Origin of the sequence: Agromyces aurantiacus (genome assembly GCF_016907355.1) — a bacterium.
GTDB lineage: Bacteria > Actinomycetota > Actinomycetes > Actinomycetales > Microbacteriaceae > Agromyces > Agromyces aurantiacus.
The window spans coordinates 3,354,723-3,368,828 of record NZ_JAFBBW010000001.1 but is presented as its reverse complement, the minus strand read 5'-3'; the positions used below and the strand labels follow the sequence as shown (position 1 = coordinate 3,368,828).

General features: G+C 71.9%; 17 protein-coding genes. 16 read left to right on the top strand and 1 reads right to left on the bottom strand.

The features are described from left to right. Positions 1–6 precede the first annotated feature (6 nt). Positions 7–834 carry a type I methionyl aminopeptidase gene (gene map, locus JOD46_RS15885; RefSeq protein ID WP_204395451.1) on the top strand — a complete coding sequence of 276 codons (828 nt, stop codon included), beginning with the start codon at positions 7–9 and terminating at the stop codon, positions 832–834. Between the two features lie 32 nt (positions 835–866). On the opposite strand, the gene JOD46_RS15880 is transcribed toward map, so the two are convergent. Further along, positions 867–2,759 carry a BglG family transcription antiterminator gene (locus JOD46_RS15880; RefSeq protein ID WP_204395450.1) on the bottom strand — a complete coding sequence of 631 codons (1,893 nt, stop codon included), beginning with the start codon at positions 2,757–2,759 and terminating at the stop codon, positions 867–869. A 223-nt stretch (positions 2,760–2,982) separates the two neighbouring features. Between JOD46_RS15880 and JOD46_RS15875 the strand changes: the two genes are divergently transcribed. The 15 genes from JOD46_RS15875 to rpsI all read left to right on the top strand — a co-directional run bounded on the left by JOD46_RS15875 (position 2,983) and on the right by rpsI (position 14,100). Beyond that, complete coding sequence (locus JOD46_RS15875; RefSeq protein ID WP_204395449.1) at positions 2,983–3,291, top strand: PTS sugar transporter subunit IIB; 309 nt, start codon at positions 2,983–2,985, stop codon at positions 3,289–3,291. 91 nt (positions 3,292–3,382) lie between these two features. Beyond that, complete coding sequence (locus JOD46_RS15870) at positions 3,383–3,649, top strand: HPr family phosphocarrier protein (protein WP_204395448.1); 267 nt, start codon at positions 3,383–3,385, stop codon at positions 3,647–3,649. Positions 3,650–3,694: 45 nt separating this feature from the next. Further along, positions 3,695–5,377: a phosphoenolpyruvate--protein phosphotransferase gene (gene ptsP / locus JOD46_RS15865; RefSeq protein ID WP_204395447.1), complete on the top strand. Its 1,683-nt coding sequence runs from the start codon at positions 3,695–3,697 to the stop codon at positions 5,375–5,377. A gap of 24 nt (positions 5,378–5,401) precedes the next feature. Continuing rightward, positions 5,402–6,955, top strand: a complete 1,554-nt coding sequence (locus JOD46_RS15860; protein WP_239562825.1) for a PTS mannitol transporter subunit IIBC — start codon at positions 5,402–5,404, stop codon at positions 6,953–6,955. 180 nt (positions 6,956–7,135) lie between these two features. After that, positions 7,136–7,576, top strand: a complete 441-nt coding sequence (locus tag JOD46_RS18690) for a PTS mannitol transporter subunit IIA (protein ID WP_239562823.1) — start codon at positions 7,136–7,138, stop codon at positions 7,574–7,576. Continuing rightward, the gene (locus JOD46_RS15855) at positions 7,573–8,721 is read left to right on the top strand and encodes a mannitol-1-phosphate 5-dehydrogenase (RefSeq protein ID WP_204395446.1); all 1,149 of its coding nucleotides are present in this window, start codon (positions 7,573–7,575) and stop codon (positions 8,719–8,721) included. Before JOD46_RS18690 ends, JOD46_RS15855 begins: the two co-directional genes overlap by 4 nt. A 149-nt stretch (positions 8,722–8,870) precedes the next feature. After that, entirely contained in the window at positions 8,871–9,092 is a 222-nt protein-coding gene (infA, locus tag JOD46_RS15850) for a translation initiation factor IF-1 (protein WP_011186713.1), read from the top strand. A gap of 70 nt (positions 9,093–9,162) precedes the next feature. Further along, positions 9,163–9,276 carry a 50S ribosomal protein L36 gene (gene rpmJ, locus JOD46_RS15845; protein WP_056734976.1) on the top strand — a complete coding sequence of 38 codons (114 nt, stop codon included), beginning with the start codon at positions 9,163–9,165 and terminating at the stop codon, positions 9,274–9,276. A gap of 134 nt (positions 9,277–9,410) precedes the next feature. After that, positions 9,411–9,791 (top strand): 30S ribosomal protein S13, encoded by a 381-nt coding sequence (gene rpsM / locus JOD46_RS15840; protein ID WP_129190184.1) that lies wholly within the window; start codon positions 9,411–9,413, stop codon positions 9,789–9,791. Positions 9,792–9,823: 32 nt separating this feature from the next. After that, positions 9,824–10,222, top strand: coding sequence for a 30S ribosomal protein S11 (gene rpsK, locus JOD46_RS15835; protein WP_204395445.1), 399 nt, complete (start codon positions 9,824–9,826; stop codon positions 10,220–10,222). Between the two features lie 177 nt (positions 10,223–10,399). Beyond that, positions 10,400–11,386, top strand: a complete 987-nt coding sequence (locus JOD46_RS15830; RefSeq protein WP_204395444.1) for a DNA-directed RNA polymerase subunit alpha — start codon at positions 10,400–10,402, stop codon at positions 11,384–11,386. Positions 11,387–11,432: 46 nt separating this feature from the next. After that, positions 11,433–11,972, top strand: coding sequence for a 50S ribosomal protein L17 (gene rplQ, locus JOD46_RS15825; protein WP_204395443.1), 540 nt, complete (start codon positions 11,433–11,435; stop codon positions 11,970–11,972). 131 nt (positions 11,973–12,103) lie between these two features. Next, positions 12,104–12,991, top strand: coding sequence for a tRNA pseudouridine(38-40) synthase TruA (gene truA / locus JOD46_RS15820; RefSeq protein WP_204396773.1), 888 nt, complete (start codon positions 12,104–12,106; stop codon positions 12,989–12,991). 138 nt (positions 12,992–13,129) lie between these two features. Then, complete coding sequence (gene rplM, locus JOD46_RS15815; RefSeq protein ID WP_204395442.1) at positions 13,130–13,576, top strand: 50S ribosomal protein L13; 447 nt, start codon at positions 13,130–13,132, stop codon at positions 13,574–13,576. 38 nt (positions 13,577–13,614) lie between these two features. Continuing rightward, positions 13,615–14,100: a 30S ribosomal protein S9 gene (gene rpsI / locus JOD46_RS15810; RefSeq protein WP_204395441.1), complete on the top strand. Its 486-nt coding sequence runs from the start codon at positions 13,615–13,617 to the stop codon at positions 14,098–14,100. Positions 14,101–14,106: the final 6 nt, after the last annotated feature.

Here is a 14,106-nt window from a genome sequence, read left to right as displayed (position 1 = left end):
GCCCCCGTGTTCCGGCGCCTGCCGCTGAAGTCGCCCGCCGAGCTGCGGGCGATGGTGGCGGCAGGTGAGGCGACCGCGAGCGCCCTTGCGGCGGTGCGTGAACGACTCGTGGTCGGCGCGGTGCCGCTCGAGCTCGACGCGGTCGCCGACGCGGTGATCCGCGGCCGCGGCGGCCGATCGAACTTCGCGCTCGTCCCCGGCTACCGCCACACGCTCTGCGTGTCGGTCGACGACGACGTGGTGCACGGCATCCCGGGCGAACGGCCGTTGCGGCCGGGCGACATCGTGTCGGTCGACGGCGGGGCCGAGGTGGGCGGATGGAACGGCGACGCCGCGTTCACGGTCGTCCTGCCGGACCCCGATCGTCCCGAGGTCGTGCGCGCGCGGCAGGAGCTCGCCGAGGCCGCCGACCTCGCCCTCTGGGCGGGCATCGCCCGGCTCTCCTCGGCACGGCACCTCAACGAGGTCGGCGAGGCGATCGAGGAATCGGTCGCGGCCTCCGGACCGTACGGCATCCTCGAGGGCTACGGCGGGCACGGGATCGGGCGCGCGATGCACGAGGAGCCGACCGTGTACAACCACGCGGTGCGCGGGCGCGGCCCCCGCGTGCAGCCCGGGCTGGTCGTCGCGATCGAGCCGATGATCACGTCGGGCTCGGCCGAGACCTTCGTGCGCGACGACGGGTGGACGGTCACGACCTCCGACGGCGGCGACGGCGCGCACGTCGAGCACAGCGTGGCGGTGCACCGCGACGGCATCTGGGTGCTCACGGCGCCCGACGGCGGCGCCGCCGGGCTCGCCCCGTTCGGGGTCGTGCCGGTGCCGATCGCCTGAGGCCTCGAGCGCGACGCCCGGGACGGGCTCGCTCAGGGGGCCATGATGCCCGACAGCTCGGCGAGCAGTCCCGGATAGTCGAGCGCGCCGCGCACGAGGCGCCGCACGTTCTCGGGCTCGGAGAACGCCTCCACGAACTGGTCGAACACGGCCTGGAACTCCGCGCGCCCGCCCTCGGCGAACGCGATCAGCGCGACGACGTGCACGTCGGCGCCGCCCCACGCGATGGGCCGCTCGTCGATCGCGATGGCGATCGCGCTGCGCGAGGCGCTCATGGTCATGGCGTGGGGCACGGCGAGCAGGTCGGTGAACGCGGTGGACGACATCCGCTCGCGCTCGAGCGCGCCGCGCACGTACTCGTCATCGACGACGCCGGCGGCGATGAGCCGCTCGCCGAGCAGGCGGATCACCTCCTCGCGCTCGCGGCCGCCGACGCCGCGCACGAACAGGTCGGGTCCGATCGTGCGCGACAGGGTCGACGCGAGGCGCGCACGCCGCCGCCCGCGGCGCAGGCGCACGACCTCGGCCCGGACGCGCTCGAGGTCGTCCTCGGTCGGGATCGGCGCCACGGTCACGACGTGGGGGAGCGGCGTGCGCGGCGGCAGCACCGCGACGACGAGGTCGGCGTCGGATGCCGCGCCCGCGCCATCCGCCTCGAGCTCGGCCGGGTCGCCGACGGCGAGCTCCACCTCGTCGCCGAGCCGTGCGCGGAGGCGTTCGACGAGCAGCGCCCTGGCGTCGTGGTACCCGGGTGCGACGACCGCGACGCGCACGACCTCGCCGCGGGCGCGCGTGCGCTCGAGCTGCGCGCCGAGGTGCATGGCGAGGTAGGCGATCTCGTCGTCGTTCACCGTGATCCCCTCGAGGCGTGCGAGCTCGCTGGCGAGGTAGACGGCGAGGTCGTAGATGAGCGGGTAGGCGGACTTGATCGAGGCGGTCAGCGGGTTGCGCGAGTAGCTGCGGTCGGCGGCGCGCGCCGCGAGGTTGTCGACGTGCAGCGCGAGCCGCTCGATGAACTCGTCGTCGCCCAGCTCGACCAGCCAGTCGCGGGAGATGCGCGCGACGATCTCGCGCAGCACGCCCGCGCGCGTCGCGCCGGATCGCCGGGTCGCGGCGCGCGTGCCGATGAGTCGCGCGAGGTGGCGGCGCTCGGCGGGCGGGAGCCGCACGCCGAACTCGCGCACGACGAGATCGTCGACGAGTTCCGCGAGCGGATCGTCGGGCTCGCCGTCGCGCGCGTGGCCCGCGTCGGCGGTGCCCTCTTGGAGCGTGCGGTCGCGGGCGACCCGGTCGAGCGCGATCGCGACGTGCAGCAGCACGTCGTCGAGGGCGTACTCGTTGGGCGCGTAACCGGCGTCGTCGAGCCCGTCGACGAGCGCACGGCGGAACCCGTCCATCGGCGCGAAGCCGGCTCGCAGCGACGACAGGTCGCGGATGCCGCGGCGCCCCTCCTCCCGGACGAGGGCGCCGACGAGCCGGCGCATGGCGGACTCGGGCCCGACCAGGCGCACGGTGCTGCCGTCGCGTTCGAGCGCGAGGCCGCTGCCCTGCAGCCGCGCGCGCACGCGGCCGAGGTCGGCCTCGACGGTGGACTCGCTCACGTGCGCGGTCGCGGCGACCTCGTGCACGTCGAGTCCGTCGGGGGCGTCGACGAGGTCGCGGATGAGCCGGGCCCGCCGCCCGTCGGGCGTGCCCGCGTCGATGCCGCCGGGTCGCTCGCGCATCCGCCGGATCCAGGCGTCGCGATCCAGCCGGTACCCGTCGGGCCCGGACTCGACGAGGTCGGCGCCGTCGCGGTTGGCGCGGGCCACGTAGCTGCGCACGGTCCGGTCGGAGACCCCGAGCCGCTCGGCCAGCCGCGCGGCCGTCGTCCACCCGTCCTCGGCGGAGAGGACCTCGACGAGGCGCTCCCACTTGTCCGGCACGTCCGCTCGCTCCCGTTCGGCCGCCACGGCGCCGTGCCGGGCGGGTGCCGTCCAGTCAACCACCCCCAGGGCCGTCGCGCCGCGGGTCGCAGGAGATCTTCCGGGGGTGCGGAAGCACGTCTGGTGGCGGGCGCGCCGCCCCGGGGAGGACACTCGACTCGATCGCGGCATCCGCCGTGACCGATCGAAGGGGACCGGGCGAAGCCGGGCGAGGAGGCAGGCGATGCGGATCGTCGTGGTGTGCGGAGCGGGTGCGTCGAGCACCTTCGCCGCGCTGCGCATCCGTCGCGCCGCCGACACGCGCGGGCTCGACGTCGACGTGCGCGCCGCCGGCGAGCAGACGCTCGCCGAGGCGCTCGCCGGTGCCGACGCGCTGCTCGTCGGGATCCACCTCGCCGAGCGGCTCGAGGACCTCGAGCAGGCGGCCGCCGCGGCATCCGTGCCGCTGGCCGTGCTGCCCGGCGAGACCCACACGCTGGACGGCGACGCGGCGCTCGACCTCGCGATCGCGATCACGGGAGCACGATCGTGAACGCCCCCACGCCGCGCAACCCCGTTCCCTGCGCGCGTGCACGGCACTATGGTGAAGGCGGGAACGGACGCCAGCGACGGAGGCCGGAGACATGGTGGAGCGCACTGTTCGAGTCGGATCGACGCACGGGCTGCACGCCCGTCCGGCGAAGCTGTTCACCCAGGCCGCCGCGGCATCGGGATCGAGTGTCACCATCGCGAAGAACGGTGGTGCTCCCGTCAATGCGGCGAGCATCCTCGCGGTCATCGCGCAGGGCATCGATTTCGGCGACGAGGTCACCGTGGCCGTCGACGGAGGCGACGAGCAGCGCGTGCTCGACGAGCTCGTCGAGCTGCTCAGCACCGACCACGACGAGTAGCCCGCGGCATCCGTCGCCCATCGAATCGAATCGGAGGGGCGAGTGATGGAGATCAGAGGCACGGGGATCGGCCAGGGCGTGGCCGTCGGACCGGTCGTGCGCATGGCCGAACGGCTGCCGGAGCCGGTCGACCGCCCCAGTCACCTCGACCCGGCGCGCGAGGAGGAACGCGCCCGGGCGTCGCTCTCCGTCGTCGCCGACGAGCTGCAGCGCAAGGGCCGGCAGGCCGGCGGCGCCGCGCAGGACGTGCTCGAGGCGCAGGCCATGATGGCCGAGGACCCGACCCTCGTCGACGACATCGTCGCACGGCTCGCGACGGGCAAGACCGCCGAGCGCGCGGTGTTCGAGGCGTTCGCGTCGTTCCGCGACCTGCTCGCGTCGATGGGCGGGTACATGGGCGAGCGCGCCGCCGACCTCGACGACGTCTCGCAGCGCGTGGTCGCGCACCTGCTGAAGGTGCCCGCTCCCGGAGTGCCGAACCCCGGCCATCCGTTCATCCTCGTGGCCCGCGACCTCGCGCCGGCCGACACGGCGCTGCTCGACCTCACGCAGGTGCTCGGCCTGGTCACCATCGACGGCGGACCGACCTCGCACACCGCGATCCTCGCGCGCGAGAAGTCGATCGTCGCGGTCGTCGGTGCAGCCGGCGCCGCCGGCCTCGCCGACGGCGACACCGTGATCGTCGACGCGGCGGACGACCGCGTGACGGCATCCCCCTCGCCCGACGAGGTCGCCGCGGCGCGCGAGCGCATCGCCGAGCGCGCCGCGCGGGCCGCGGCGCCGATCACGCCGGGCGCACTCGCCGACGGCACCGCCATCCCGCTGCTGGCGAACCTCGGTTCGGCCGACGGCGCGGCCGAGGCCCTCGAGCTCGGCGCCGAGGGCGTGGGGCTCTTCCGCACCGAGTTCCTCTTCCTCGACGCGAACACCGCGCCGTCCGTCACGGAGCAGCAGGAGCAGTACACGCGCCTGCTCGCGGCCTTCGAGGGCAGGAAGGTGGTCGTGCGCGTGCTCGACGCGGGCGCCGACAAGCCGTTGTCGTTCCTGAACGACGCGCACGAGGAGAATCCCGCGCTCGGCCTGCGCGGCATCCGGGCCCTCCGGCACTCGGAGGTCATCCTGCGCGAGCAGCTGACCGCGCTCGCCGCGGCCGACGCCGCGACCGACGCCGACCTCTGGGTGATGGCGCCCATGATCGCGACGGTCGAGGAGACGCGGTACTTCACCGCGCTGTGCCGCGAGCTCGGCATCAAGGTGGCCGGCGTCATGGTCGAGACCCCGTCGGCCGCGCTGATCGCGGGGCACATCCTCAAGGTCGCCGACTTCGCCTCGATCGGCACGAATGACCTGACCCAGTACACGATGGCGGCCGACCGGCTGCTCGGCACGGTGGCGAACCTGCAGGACGCGTGGCACCCGTCGGTGCTGCACCTCGTCAAGCACGTCGGCGACGCCGGTCGGGCCGACGGCCGCCCGGTCGGCATCTGCGGCGAGGCCGCAGCCGATCCGCTGCTCGCCGTGGTGCTCGTGGGCCTCGGCGCCACCAGCCTGTCGATGTCCCCATCGGCACTCGCAGACGTCCGCGCCTCCCTCGCGCGGTACACCCGGGAGGATGCCGAGCGCATCGCCCGGGCAGCCCTGGTCGCGGAGGGAGCGGCCGAGGCGAAGCAGGCGGCACGTGAGGCCGCCGAATCCGCACCCACCCCCAGCGGCACGACCGTGCCGTGACGCACACCAGCCCAGGAGGCAGCCATGACGACGACGTCAGCTGAGACGAAGCGACCCGGGGGAGCCCGCGTCCACGTCCAGAGATTCGGAACCTTCCTCAGCGGCATGATCATGCCGAACATCCCCGCGCTCATCGCGTGGGGCATCTTCACCGCGTTCTTCATCGCCGTCGGGTGGACGCCGAACGCGGACCTCGCGACCATCGTCGGCCCGTTCATCCATTACCTGCTGCCGATCCTGATCGGCTACACCGGCGGCTCGATGGTGTACGGCGTGCGCGGCGGCGTGGTCGGCGGCATCGCGACCTTCGGTGCGATCGCCGGGTCCGACCTCCTGATCGCCCAGGTGAACGCGACGCTGCCCGAGGACAACCAGCTCGGCCAGATCCACATGTTCATCGGCGCGATGATCCTCGGCCCGCTCGCGGCCTGGTCGATGAAGCGGATCGACTCCATCTGGGAGGGCAAGATCCGGGCGGGCTTCGAGATGCTCGTCAACATGTTCTCGGCCGGCATCTGGGGCTTCGTCATGGCCATCGTCGGCTTCTACCCGGTCGCCTGGCTCGTGAACGGCATCATGAACGCCCTCTCGGCCGCGGTGGGCTGGCTCGTCGAGACGAACCTGCTGCCGCTGACCAGCATCATCATCGAGCCGGCCAAGGTGCTGTTCCTGAACAACGCCATCAACCACGGCGTGCTCACCCCGCTCGGCCTCTCGGAGGCGGCCGACCAGGGCTCCTCCATCCTGTTCCTGCTCGAGGCGAACCCCGGCCCCGGCGTCGGCCTGCTGCTGGCGTTCACGTTCTTCGGCATCGGCGCGGCGAGGGCATCGGCCCCCGGTGCGGCCGTCATCCAGTTCTTCGGCGGCATCCACGAGGTGTACTTCCCGTTCGCGCTGATGAAGCCGATCCTGATCCTCGCGCTCATCGCGGGCGGCATGACCGGCGTCACCACGAACATGGTGCTCGGCGGTGCCCTGCGGGCGCCGGCCGCGCCGGGGAGCATCATCGCGGTGCTGCTGCAGACCGCACCGGGCGCGTACTTCGCCGTCATCCTGTCGGTCGTCCTGTCGGCCGCGGTGACGTTCGCGATCGCCGCCGTCATCCTGCGGGCGTCGCGCAAGCGCGACCTCGAGGCGATGGCGGTCTCGGATGACGCGTTCGGCGCCGCGATCACGCAGACCGAGGCGGCCAAGGGCAAGAGCTCCGACGCGCTCGCCAACCTGCGCGGCGGCGCGGCGACCCAGGCGGGCGGGCTCGGCGGCCCCGCGACCGGCACCATGCGGGAGATCAAGAACGTCGTGTTCGCCTGCGACGCCGGCATGGGCTCGTCCGCGATGGGCGCGAGCGTCCTTCGCAACAAGATCAAGAAGGCGGGGATCGAGGACGTCACGGTCGTCAACAAGGCGATCGCGGCCCTCGACTCGTCGGCCGACCTCGTGATCACGCAGAACCAGCTCACGGACCGGGCACGCCACCAGACGCCCGACGCCGTCCACATCTCGGTCGACAATTTCATGAACTCGCCCAAGTACGACGAGGTCGTGGAGCTGATCGAGGCGCAGCGGGAGGAGCGCTGACGACCGCCACCGGATGACGCGACGCCCGGGTCGCGACGCGGCACACCCCGTGCGGCGTCCGCGGCCCGGGCGGTCGCGTCATCCGCCCGGCGCCGGGCCGCCCGACCGGCCGACCGCCCGACCGCCCGACCAGACCTCGACCCAGCACCCACGAGAACCGCCGACGAAGAAGGAGTTCCCATGACCGACCAGATCCTCTCGCCCGAGAACGTGCGGATCGTGCCGGGCGGCGCGACCCGCGACGAGGCGATCCGCGAGGCCGGGCGCGTGCTCGTCGACGCCGGCGCCGTCGACGCGGCGTACGTCGACTCGATGCTCGAGCGCGAATCGACCGTCTCGACGTACATGGGCAACTGGCTCGCCATCCCGCACGGCACGAACGAGGCGAAGGACCTCATCCGCAAGTCGGCGCTCACGATGCTGCGCTACGAGCAGCCCATCGACTGGGGCGGCGAACCGGCGCGGTTCGTCGTCGGCATCGCGGGCCTCGGCGACGAGCACCTCGAGATCCTCTCCAAGATCGCGATCGTCTTCTCCGACGAGGACCAGGTCAACACGCTGCTCGCGGCCGGTTCGAGCGAGGAGCTGCACGCGCTGCTGTCCGAGGTGAACGAGTCGTGAAGGCCGTCCACTTCGGCGCCGGGAACATCGGACGCGGCTTCATCGGCCTGCTCCTGCACGACGCGGGCTACGAGGTCGTGTTCGCCGACGTCGACGCCGAGCTCATCGCCGCCCTCGCCGCATCCGACTCGTACACGGTGCACGAGGTCGGCGAGGGCGCGCGCGACCTCGTCGTCGACGGCTACCGGGCCATCGACAGCCGAGCGGATGCCGCGGCGCTCGCCGCGGAACTGGCCGACGCCGACGTGCTCACCACGGCCGTCGGGCCCAACGTGCTGCGATTCATCGCCCCGCATGTGCTGCAGGCGCTGCGCGACCGCTCGCCCGGGGCGGCGCCGCTCGCGGTCATGGCGTGCGAGAACGCGATCGACGCGACGAGCATGCTGCGCGCCGAGACCGAGCGCCTCGCCGGTCCCGACGAGTGGATCGAGCTCGAGCGGCGGGCGGTCTTCGCGAACACCGCCGTGGACCGCATCGTCCCCGGCCAGCCCTCGGGTGCCCACCTCGACGTGACGGTCGAGACGTTCTCGGAGTGGGCCATCGAGCGGCCGCCGTTCGGCGACGCGCCGCCGCGGATCCCGGGCGCCCACTTCGTCGAGCGGCTCGGGCCGTACATCGAGCGCAAGCTGTTCACCGTCAACACCGGCCATGCGTCGACCGCGTACTTCGGCTTCCTGGCCGGGCACGAGCGGATCGCCGACGCGCTCGCCGACGCGTCGGTGGCCGAGCGCGTCGGGCGCGTGCTGGAGGAGACCTCGGCGCTCATCGTCGCCAAGCACGGCTTCACCGAGGAGGAGCAGGCCGCGTACCGTGCGACGATCCTGTCGCGGTTCCGCAACGCGGCGCTGCCCGACACGGTCGAACGCGTCGGACGCCAGCCGCTGCGCAAGCTGGGTCGCCGCGAGCGGTTCATCGCGCCCGCCGCCGAGCTCGCCGAGCGCGGGATGCCCGTCGACGGCCTGCTCGGGGCGATCGAGGCCGCGCTGGGGTTCGACGTCCCGGCCGACCCCGAGAGCGTGGAACTGCAGGAGCGGCTGCGAACGGATGCCGCGGCCGCGATCGTGCACGAGGTGTGCGAGATCCAGCCGGGCCATCCGCTGCACGACCGCCTCGTCGAGACGGTCGCCCGCCGCACCGCAAGCTGACACGCGGACGGAGTGGCGAATCACGCCCGATTCGCCTATAGTTGACCCTTGGTGTTTTGCACGCCCGCTTCGGCATGCCCGATGGGCCCGTCGAGGTCGTGCATCATCATCGCAGACCGAATACCCACACTCCAAGCGATAGTGAGGCTATGGCCAAGAAAGACGGCGTCATCGAGATCGAAGGCTCGGTCATCGAGGCTCTCCCGAACGCGATGTTCCGGGTCGAGCTGACCAACGGGCACAAGGTGCTCGCCCACATCTCCGGAAAGATGCGCCAGCACTACATCCGCATCCTCCCCGAGGACCGCGTGATCGTGGAGCTGAGCCCGTACGACCTGACCCGCGGCCGCATCGTCTACCGCTACAAGTAGGGGCTGTTCGGAAAGTAACGGCCCGCGGCACCCCGCGGGTACGAGGACAGCGAAAAAAGGAACCACGACTGTGAAGGTCAACCCCAGCGTCAAGCGCATCTGCGACAAGTGCAAGGTCATCCGCCGCCACGGCCGCGTGATGGTCATCTGCGAGAACCCGCGCCACAAGCAGCGCCAGGGCTAGTCCCGCGCCGACGCAACCGAATACCGGCACTTCCACGAACCTGCGCCCCTGAGGCGCGGGGGACACCCTCGGACGGAGGCCGAGGCACCGGAAGTGCTCCACACCTCCGACTCACTCAACAGGAGAACGCCACCATGGCACGTCTGGCAGGAGTCGACATCCCGCGCGAGAAGCGCGTGGAGATCGCACTGACCTACATCTACGGCGTGGGTCGCACCCGCGCGCTCGAGACGCTGAAGGCCACCGGCATCAGCGGCGACATCCGCGTGAAGGACCTCAGCGACGACCAGCTCGTCGCGCTGCGCGACCACATCGAGGGCACCTACAAGGTCGAGGGCGACCTCCGCCGCGAGGTGGCCGCCGACATCCGCCGCAAGGTCGAGATCGGCTCCTACGAGGGCCTCCGCCACCGCCGCGGCCTCCCGGTCCGCGGTCAGCGCACCAAGACCAACGCTCGTACCCGCAAGGGCCCGAAGCGCACCGTCGCCGGCAAGAAGAAGCCCGGCCGCAAGTAACCGCTCGCGCCAAGATCTAGGAGATTTCGAACATGGCAGCACCCAAGGCGGCTACTCGCAAGCCGCGCCGCAAGGAGAAGAAGAACATCGCCGTGGGCCAGGCCCACATCAAGTCGACGTTCAACAACACCATCGTGTCGATCACCGACACGAACGGTGCCGTGATCAGCTGGGCCTCGTCGGGCGGCGTCGGCTTCAAGGGCTCGCGCAAGTCGACCCCGTTCGCCGCGCAGCTGGCCGCCGAGTCGGCCGCGCGCCAGGCGCAGGAGCACGGCATGAAGAAGGTCGACGTCTTCGTCAAGGGCCCCGGCTCGGGCCGCGAGACCGCGATCCGCTCGCTCCAGGCCGCGGGCCTCGAGGTCGGCAGCATCAACGACGTGACGCCCCAGGCGCACAACGGCTGCCGCCCGCCGAAGCGCCGCCGCGTCTAGCACACTCCGTCCTGCGGATCGAGGAGGCCGTCAGGCCGTCTCGAGATCCCGGTCTCGAGACGCGTCCGGCTGCGCCGGACGCTCCTCGACCCGCAGGGTCACGTTCTCTCTCACAACTCAAGATCCTCGAACTCGCAGGTGTCATATAGCGGACACCCTGCCGAAAGGAATCACACCGTGCTGATCGCACAGCGCCCGACGCTCACCGAAGAGAACATCTCGGAGTTCCGTTCGCGTTTCGTGATCGAGCCCCTCGAGCCGGGCTTCGGTTACACCCTGGGCAACTCCCTCCGTCGCACCCTCCTCTCCTCGATCCCCGGCGCGGCCGTGACGAGCATCCGCATCGACGGCGTGCTCCACGAGTTCTCGACCGTCCCGGGTGTGAAGGAGGACGTGACCGAGATCATCCTCAACATCAAGAACCTGGTCGTCTCCAGCGAGCACGACGAGCCCATCACCGCCTACCTGCGCAAGCAGGGCGCCGGTGAGGTCACCGCCGCCGACATCTCCGCTCCCGCGGGCGTCGAGGTGCACAACCCCGAGCTGGTCATCGCGACCCTCAACGACTCGGCGAAGTTCGAGCTCGAGCTGACCATCGAGCGCGGCCGCGGCTACGTCTCCGCCTCGCAGAACCGCAACGAGTACTCCGAGGCGGGCCAGATCCCGGTCGACTCGATCTACTCGCCGGTGCTGAAGGTCACCTACCGCGTCGAGGCCACGCGTGCCGGCGAGCGCACCGACTTCGACCGACTCGTGGTCGACGTCGAGACCAAGCCCGCCATCTCGCCGCGCGACGCGATCGCGTCGGCCGGCCGCACGCTGACCGAGCTGTTCGGCCTCGCGCGCGAGCTCAACACGGCCGCGGAGGGCATCGAGATCGGCCCGGCGCCGGTCGACGCCGTGCTCTCGAGCGAGCTCTCGATCCCGATCGAGGACCTCGACCTGTCGGTCCGCTCGTACAACTGCCTCAAGCGCGAGGGCATCAACACGGTGTCCGAGCTCGTGGCGCTGTCGGAGTCGCAGCTGATGAACATCCGCAACTTCGGCCAGAAGTCGGTCGACGAGGTCAAGGACAAGCTCACCGAGATGGGCCTGTCGCTGAAGGACTCGGTCCCCGGCTTCGACGGCGCCCACTTCTACACGGGCTTCGACGACGAGAACTAGCAGGCCACGGGCCGCACCAACCCCCCACCACTGGAGATAACGAACCATGCCGAAGCCCACGAAGGGCCCCCGCCTCGGAGGCGGACCCGCGCACGAGCGCCTGCTGCTCGCGAACCTCGCCGCCGCGCTGTTCACGCACGAGCGGATCACGACCACCGAGACCAAGGCCAAGCGCCTGCGTCCGCTGGCCGAGCGCCTGATCACCTTCGCCAAGCGCGGCGACCTGCACGCGCGCCGTCGCGTGCTCGCCGTGATCGGCGACAAGTCGGTCGTGCACAAGCTGTTCGCGGAGATCGCGCCGCAGGTCGCCGACCGTGAGGGCGGCTACACCCGCATCACCAAGATCGGCAACCGCAAGGGCGACAACGCGCCCATGGCCGTCATCGAGCTCGTCCTCGAGCCCGTGACCCCGAAGAAGCGCGCCGCGAAGCCGGCCGCCGAGGCCGCCCCCGCCGCGCCGGCCGAGGAGGCCGCGGCCGAGGAGACCCCGGAGGTCGTCACCGAGGCCGAGGCCGCGGTCGACGAGGCCGCCGGTTCGGAGGCGTCCGAGGAGTCGGCCGAGACCGAGGAGGCGGCGGCGAAGTAGCCTTCGCGCCTTCCTGCACGAGGGGCCCCGACGCGCGACGCGTCGGGGCCCCTCGTCGCATCTAGGCTGTTCGGGTGGACGATGGGCTGACCGGGAGCGTCGAGGGCGGGGCGGACGACGCGCCATCCGTCGTGCGCCTGCGTCTGGACCTCGCCTACCAGGGCACCGACTTCGCGGGCTGGAGCCGTCAGCCCGGGCTGCGCACCGTGCAGGGCGTGCTCGAGACCGCCCTCGCGACGCTGTTCCGCCGCGAGGGCGTGGCGCCGCGGCTCGTCGTGGCCGGGCGCACCGACGCGGGCGTGCACGCGGCGCGGCAGGTCGCCCACCTCGACGTCGAGGAGCGGGCGCTCGCGGCGGTGTCCCGGCCCAGGCGCGGCGACGCCTCGAGCGGATCGGCGGCCGATCCCGCGGCCGTGCTCGCGAGGCGCGTCCGCGGCATCCTGGGCGCACAGGACTCCGACGTGGTCGTGCGCGCGGCGCGGCCGGCGCCGCCCGGGTTCGATGCGCGGTTCTCGGCCATCTGGCGCCGGTACGAGTACCGCGTCGCCGACGCCGTCGGCGAGCACGACCCGCTGCAGCGGCACCGCACCGTCTGGTACCCGCGCGAGCTCGACGTCGAGGCCATGGACGTGGCGGCCCAGACGCTCATCGGCCTCGCCGACTTCGCGGCGTTCTGCAAGCCGCGCGAGGAGGCCACGACCATCCGCACGCTGCAGTCCTACCGGTGGCGGCGCGACGCCGAGGGCGTGCTCGTCGCCTCGCTGCAGGCCGACGCGTTCTGCCACTCGATGGTCCGCGCGCTCGTCGGCGCGTGCCTCGCGGTGGGCGAGGGGCGCCTCGACGTCGGCGGTCCGTCCGAGCTCCTGCACGCGAGGCAGCGCACGAGCGCGTTCAAGGTCCTGCCCGCGAAGGGGCTCACGCTCACCGAGGTCGGCTACCCGCCCGACGAGGAGCTCGCGGCGCGGGCGCAGCAGACCCGCGCACGGCGCGAATTGCACGTCGACGGCGTGGTCGGCTAGACTTCCCCTTTGGTGCCGTCGACTGCGTCGGTGCCCGATGTTGAGCCCTCCACCGGGGCCGTTCGACCCGCATCGCGGGCGAACCCCCACCGGAGCGGGATTCACGAACCCCTCACTCGATCAGAAAGCAGCACTACTGTGACGCGCACCTACACCCCGAAGGCGAACGAGATCCAGCGCGACTGGGTCGTCATCGACGCCACCGACGTCGTGCTCGGCCGTCTCGCCAGCCACGCCGCCGCGATCCTCCGCGGCAAGCACAAGCCGACCTTCGCCAGCCACGTCGACACCGGTGACCACGTGATCATCGTCAACGCCGGCAAGGTCGCCCTGACCGGTCAGAAGCTCGAGCAGAAGAAGGCCTACCGCCACTCCGGCTACCCGGGCGGCCTCAAGGCCGTCGGCTACGCCGAGCTGCTCGAGAAGAACCCCGTCCGCGCCGTCGAGAAGGCGATCCGCGGCATGCTCCCGAAGAACTCGCTCGGTCGCCAGCAGCTGAAGAAGCTGAAGGTCTACGCCGGCCCGGAGCACCCGCACGCGGCTCAGCAGCCGAAGCCGTACACCCTCACCCAGGTCGCCCAGTAAGCCCCGGCGCCGACGCGAAGAAGGATTCAGACATCACCATGGCGAAGATCGCAGACCAGATCGACCAGGCTCCGGAGAGCTACACCACCGAGACGCCGGCCGCGGCCGCCGCGCCCGCCGCGCGCCCCGTCCTGAACGTCTCGGGCGCGGCCGTCGGCCGCCGCAAGCAGGCCATCGCCCGCGTGCGCGTCGTACCGGGCGCCGGGACCATCACGGTCAACGGCCGTGAGTTCGCGGACTACTTCCCGAACAAGCTGCACCAGCAGCTGATCACCGACCCGTTCACCGTGCTCGAGCTCTCGGGCTCGTACGACGTGATCGCCCGCATCACCGGCGGCGGCCCCTCCGGCCAGGCCGGGGCCCTGCGCCTCGCGATCGCGCGCGCGCTCAACGAGATCGACCGCGAGAACAACCGCCCGACCCTGAAGAAGGCCGGCTTCCTCACGCGCGACGCGCGCGTCATCGAGCGCAAGAAGGCTGGTCTCAAGAAGGCCCGCAAGGCGCCGCAGTTCTCGAAGCGCTAGTCGCGA

What these genes read in the sequence shown, in the direction of transcription:
- JOD46_RS18690 (WP_239562823.1), top strand. Translation starts at nt 7,136, where the DNA reads ATGACCGACCAGATCCTCTCGCCCGAGAACGTGCGGATCGTGCCGGGC.
- rplQ (WP_204395443.1), top strand. Translation starts at nt 11,433, where the DNA reads ATGCCGAAGCCCACGAAGGGCCCCCGCCTCGGAGGCGGACCCGCGCAC.
- infA (WP_011186713.1), top strand. Translation starts at nt 8,871, where the DNA reads ATGGCCAAGAAAGACGGCGTCATCGAGATCGAAGGCTCGGTCATCGAG.
- ptsP (WP_204395447.1), top strand. Translation starts at nt 3,695, where the DNA reads ATGGAGATCAGAGGCACGGGGATCGGCCAGGGCGTGGCCGTCGGACCG.
- rpsI (WP_204395441.1), top strand. Translation starts at nt 13,615, where the DNA reads ATGGCGAAGATCGCAGACCAGATCGACCAGGCTCCGGAGAGCTACACC.
- JOD46_RS15875 (WP_204395449.1), top strand. Translation starts at nt 2,983, where the DNA reads ATGCGGATCGTCGTGGTGTGCGGAGCGGGTGCGTCGAGCACCTTCGCC.
- rpsK (WP_204395445.1), top strand. Translation starts at nt 9,824, where the DNA reads ATGGCAGCACCCAAGGCGGCTACTCGCAAGCCGCGCCGCAAGGAGAAG.
- rpsM (WP_129190184.1), top strand. Translation starts at nt 9,411, where the DNA reads ATGGCACGTCTGGCAGGAGTCGACATCCCGCGCGAGAAGCGCGTGGAG.
- JOD46_RS15860 (WP_239562825.1), top strand. Translation starts at nt 5,402, where the DNA reads ATGACGACGACGTCAGCTGAGACGAAGCGACCCGGGGGAGCCCGCGTC.
- JOD46_RS15870 (WP_204395448.1), top strand. Translation starts at nt 3,383, where the DNA reads ATGGTGGAGCGCACTGTTCGAGTCGGATCGACGCACGGGCTGCACGCC.